Genomic DNA, 3,856 nt, shown 5'->3' on the forward strand with positions numbered 1-3,856 from the left:
CCGAGCGTCTTGCCCAGCACCGCTTCCAGCTCGGGCGAGGGATATTCGACTTTTTCGAGACCCTGGCGGCGGCGCAGGTAGGGATGCACCATGTCACCCTGGATCGGGCCGGGCCGCACGATCGCTACCTCGATGACGAGGTCGTAAAATTCCTTCGGCTTGAGCCGTGGCAACATCGACATCTGCGCCCGGCTCTCGATCTGGAATACGCCGATCGTATCGGCCTTCTGGATCATCGCGTAGACGCGCGGATCCTCCTTGGGCAGCACGGCCAGCGTATGGTCGCGGCCATAATGCTTGCGCAGCAGATCGAAGCCCTTGCGCAGGCAGCTCAGCATGCCCAGCGCCAGAATGTCGATCTTCAGAATGCCGAGGGCGTCGAGATCGTCCTTGTCCCATTCGATGGTGGTGCGCTCTTCCATCGAGGCGTTGGCGATCGGCACCACCTCGTCGAGGCGGGTGCGGGTGATGACGAAGCCGCCGGTGTGCTGCGACAGGTGGCGGGGAAAGCCGGTGAGCTCGTGCGACAAAGCGATGGCCTTGGCGAGGCCGGGATCGCGCGGATCGAGCCCGATGCGCTGCATCTCCCCGTCATTCGCGGTTTCGGCGGCGAACCGCCCGATCGTCGCGCTGATCGCGCCGACCACATCGTCGGACAGGCCGAACACCTTGCCGACCTCGCGGATCGCGGATCGCCCGCGATAGGTGACGATGGTCGCGGTCAGGGCCGCGCGGGAACGTCCATAGTGTTCGTAGATATATTGCATCACCTCTTCGCGGCGATCGTGCTCGAAATCGACGTCGATGTCGGGCGGTTCGCGGCGGTCGACGGAGATGAAGCGTTCGAACAGCAGGTCGTGAAAGTCGGGGTCGACCTCGGTAATCCCCAGGCAATAGCACAGCGTCGAGTTCGCGGCGGAGCCGCGGCCCTGGCACAGAATTTCTTTCGAGCGGGCGAAGCGCACGATGTCGTGGACGGTGAGAAAATACGGCGCGTAGTTCATCTGCGCGACGAGGGCGAGTTCGTGCGCGATGGCCGCCGTGACCTTGTCGGACACGCCGTCGGGATAGCGCCATTTTGCGCCTTCACGAGCGAAATGCGCGAGCGCCTCCTGCGGCGTGGCAAAGCCCTCGCGCAGTTCCTCGGGATAGTCGTTGCCGAGCTGGTCGAGCGAAAACGCGAGCCCGTCGAGAAAGCGCACGGTTTCCGGGATCGCCTCGGGCGCCTCGATAAACAGGCGGCGCATTTCGTCCGGCGGTTTCAGGTGGCGCTCGGCGTTGGGCTGCAGGCGGCGGCCGGCCATCTCCAGGGTGACACCATGGCGGATGCAGGTCAGCACGTCCTGCAACTCGCGCCTGGCGGAATCGTGCATCAGCACGTCGTTGGTGGCGATGAGGGGCAGGCCGAGCTTGTCCGCGAGTTTCTGACGCTTGGCGAGGTCGGCGCGCATGTTTTTGCCATAGGTCATGCTGGCGCCGACCCAGAGTTTTCCGGCCGCGGCGTCGATCAGCGTGACGAGATCGGGGCGTTGCGCCGCGGGCGTGCGATCGATCGTCCCCAGGTCGAAATCCGCATAGGTGCGGCTGGCACCCTTGGACTCGGCGTCCGGCTCGAAGCTCGAGGTCGGCAGGAGGATAAGTTGCTGACCTTCGATGTATTCAAGCAAATCGGCGAGGGTGATCAGGCAGCTGCCTTTTTGTGCGCGGATGTTGCCGGTGGTGAGCATGCGGCACAGCCGGCCGTAGGCCGCGCGATCTTTGGGGTAGGCCAGGATATCCGGCGTGCCGTCGCAGAAGACGAGGCGCACGCCGCTGACCACGCGCAGGCCTTTGGATGGATCCTTGGCGGGGTCATCCGCCTTGTTGTTGCGGAGAAACAGGTGCGCGCGGACGATGCCGGCCATCGAATTGCGGTCGGCGATGCCGATCCCGGTCAGGCCCAGCTCGATGGCCCGCGCGACGAGCTCTTCCGGATGCGACGCGCCGCGCAGAAAGGAAAAGTTCGTCGTCACGCCGAATTCGGCGAAGCCGTCGGGTTCGGCGAAGCGGATCATGCGAACAGTCCGTGCATGAACCAGCGCGGCTCCGCCGTGTCCTGGTAGAGGCCCTCGCGAAACAGCCAGAAGCGCTGGCCCGCGGTGTCCTCGGCACGAAAATAGTCGCGCGTCGGCAGCGTGCTCTTCCACCATTCCGCCGCGATGCGCTCCGGCCCTTCGATGGCGGCGACCTGATGCAGGACGCGCCGCCAGCGAAAACTGACAGGCGGGCTGTCCGGCAGGCCGGCGATCGTCTGGATCGGCTCGGGCGGCTGGAGCAGACGGATCGGGCGCTCGGGGAGGGGATTGTTTTGTGTCACATGGATTGCAGCAGATTGATGGACCCCCATCCCCAACCCTTCCCCGGAAGGGGGAAGGGGGCGCGCTCCCGCGGCATGCTTGCTGGCCGCCGCCGAAGCCACGGCCGCGCGCTCCGGTACGTGCGTGTCCTGCGGCACTAGGCGGGTCACGCGGGACAGGCCGAAGCGGGCGCCGAGGCGATCGATGAGATCGGCGAGATCGGCGGCGTCCGTGCCGGCCGCATCCCAACTCGGCTGGCTCTGGTCCAGCCGCTCGGCGCTGAGCGCGGCGAGGCGGATGACGTCGAACCCGTAGCCGGTGTCGAGGCCCGCCTCGCCGATCGACTCGAGGCGCTCGCGGAACAGCCGCGCCATCGCGGCGGGATCGCGCAGCGGCCGGCTCGTCCCGGCGTCGATATGTTTGACCACGCCGTCGACGCGAAACAGGCTGACGTCGAGTTGCCGCGCGCCCTCGCCGTGACGGGCGAGCAGGCCGCAGAGATCGGTGGCGAGCGCCAGGATCGTCGCCTCGATGGCCTCGCGCTGCACGATGCCCTCGGCGAACCGCCGCTCGGCGACGAAGGCCGGTGCCTCGAATGTCGGCGAGATCGGCCTCCCGCGCTCGAACAGCGCATCAAGGCGGTCATAAATGTCGGGGCCGAAGCGGGCGGCGATCGGCGCACGGGGACGCAGCAGGAGATCGCCGACCCGGCGCAGGCCGGCCTGGCCGAACTGGGTGACGGCGCGGTCGTCGAGGCGCAGCGCCGCCAGCGGCATCGCGGCGAACACCTTGGTCCGATGGACCTCGAGCGCATCGGCCGGAATGAGACGCCGCGTGCCGCCATAACGCGCCAGCGCCCAGGCGGCGCCGGGCGAGCCGGCGATCGCCGGGCGTGCCGCAAACCCCTGGGCCTGCAGCCGTGCTGTCAGCGTGTCGAGCAGCGCGGTCTCGCCGCCGAACAGGTGGGTGGCGCCGGTCACGTCGAGCATGGCGCCGTCGGGCGCGTCCAACGCGGCGAGCGGGGTGAACAGCCGGCACCAGTCGACGAGCGCACGCAGCGCATCCGCCTCGGCGGCGGGATCGGCATCATGGACGGCAAGGGCCAGATACATCGCGCGGGCATCGGCCAGCGCCATCCCGATCTTCAGGCCGAGCCGGGCGGCACAGAGGTCGAGGGCGGCGAGGCGATAGGCGCCTTTCACCTTGGCGACGGTCACCAGCGCTTCAGGCGCTGCGGGCGGACAATTCTGCTGCGAGGGGGGCTGGAGCAGCCGCGCGACGCGGTCGGTCGCGAGCCGGGGCAGAAACAGGGAGAGGTAACGCATCACGAAAATAAGCCTCTTCATGATCCCAGAGGACCGGCCAAAAACGATCTTGATCCAAGGCGAAACCGCTTGGGCCGGCACGGATGCGGGCGATGCGCACCGCCCAGGCGGCGAGGCCGGGCAGGGGTGTCCGGCGGCCGGCCGAGGCGGCATGCGGCCCGGCCATGGCGCGGACCTCGAAGCGGGTCCGCGCCG

At 67.9% G+C, this 3,856-nt stretch carries 2 protein-coding genes; both read right to left on the reverse strand.

From position 1 onward, the window contains the following. The coding region (locus GSQ79_RS29420) for a PHP domain-containing protein (RefSeq protein ID WP_368669932.1) at window positions 1-2,054 on the reverse strand (2,054 nt) is incomplete at its 3' end. After that, entirely contained in the window at window positions 2,051-3,661 is a 1,611-nt protein-coding gene (locus GSQ79_RS08860) for a DNA polymerase Y family protein (RefSeq protein WP_246725211.1), read from the reverse strand. The genes GSQ79_RS08860 and GSQ79_RS29420, both read right to left, overlap by 4 nt. Window positions 3,662-3,856 lie beyond the last annotated feature (195 nt).

It is taken from the genome of Beijerinckia sp. L45 (assembly GCF_009765775.1).
Lineage (GTDB): Bacteria > Pseudomonadota > Alphaproteobacteria > Rhizobiales > Beijerinckiaceae > RH-AL1.

Coding starts and splice junctions, on each gene's coding strand:
- GSQ79_RS08860 (WP_246725211.1), bottom strand. CDS start 3,661: ATGCGTTACCTCTCCCTGTTTCTGCCCCGGCTCGCGACCGACCGCGTC.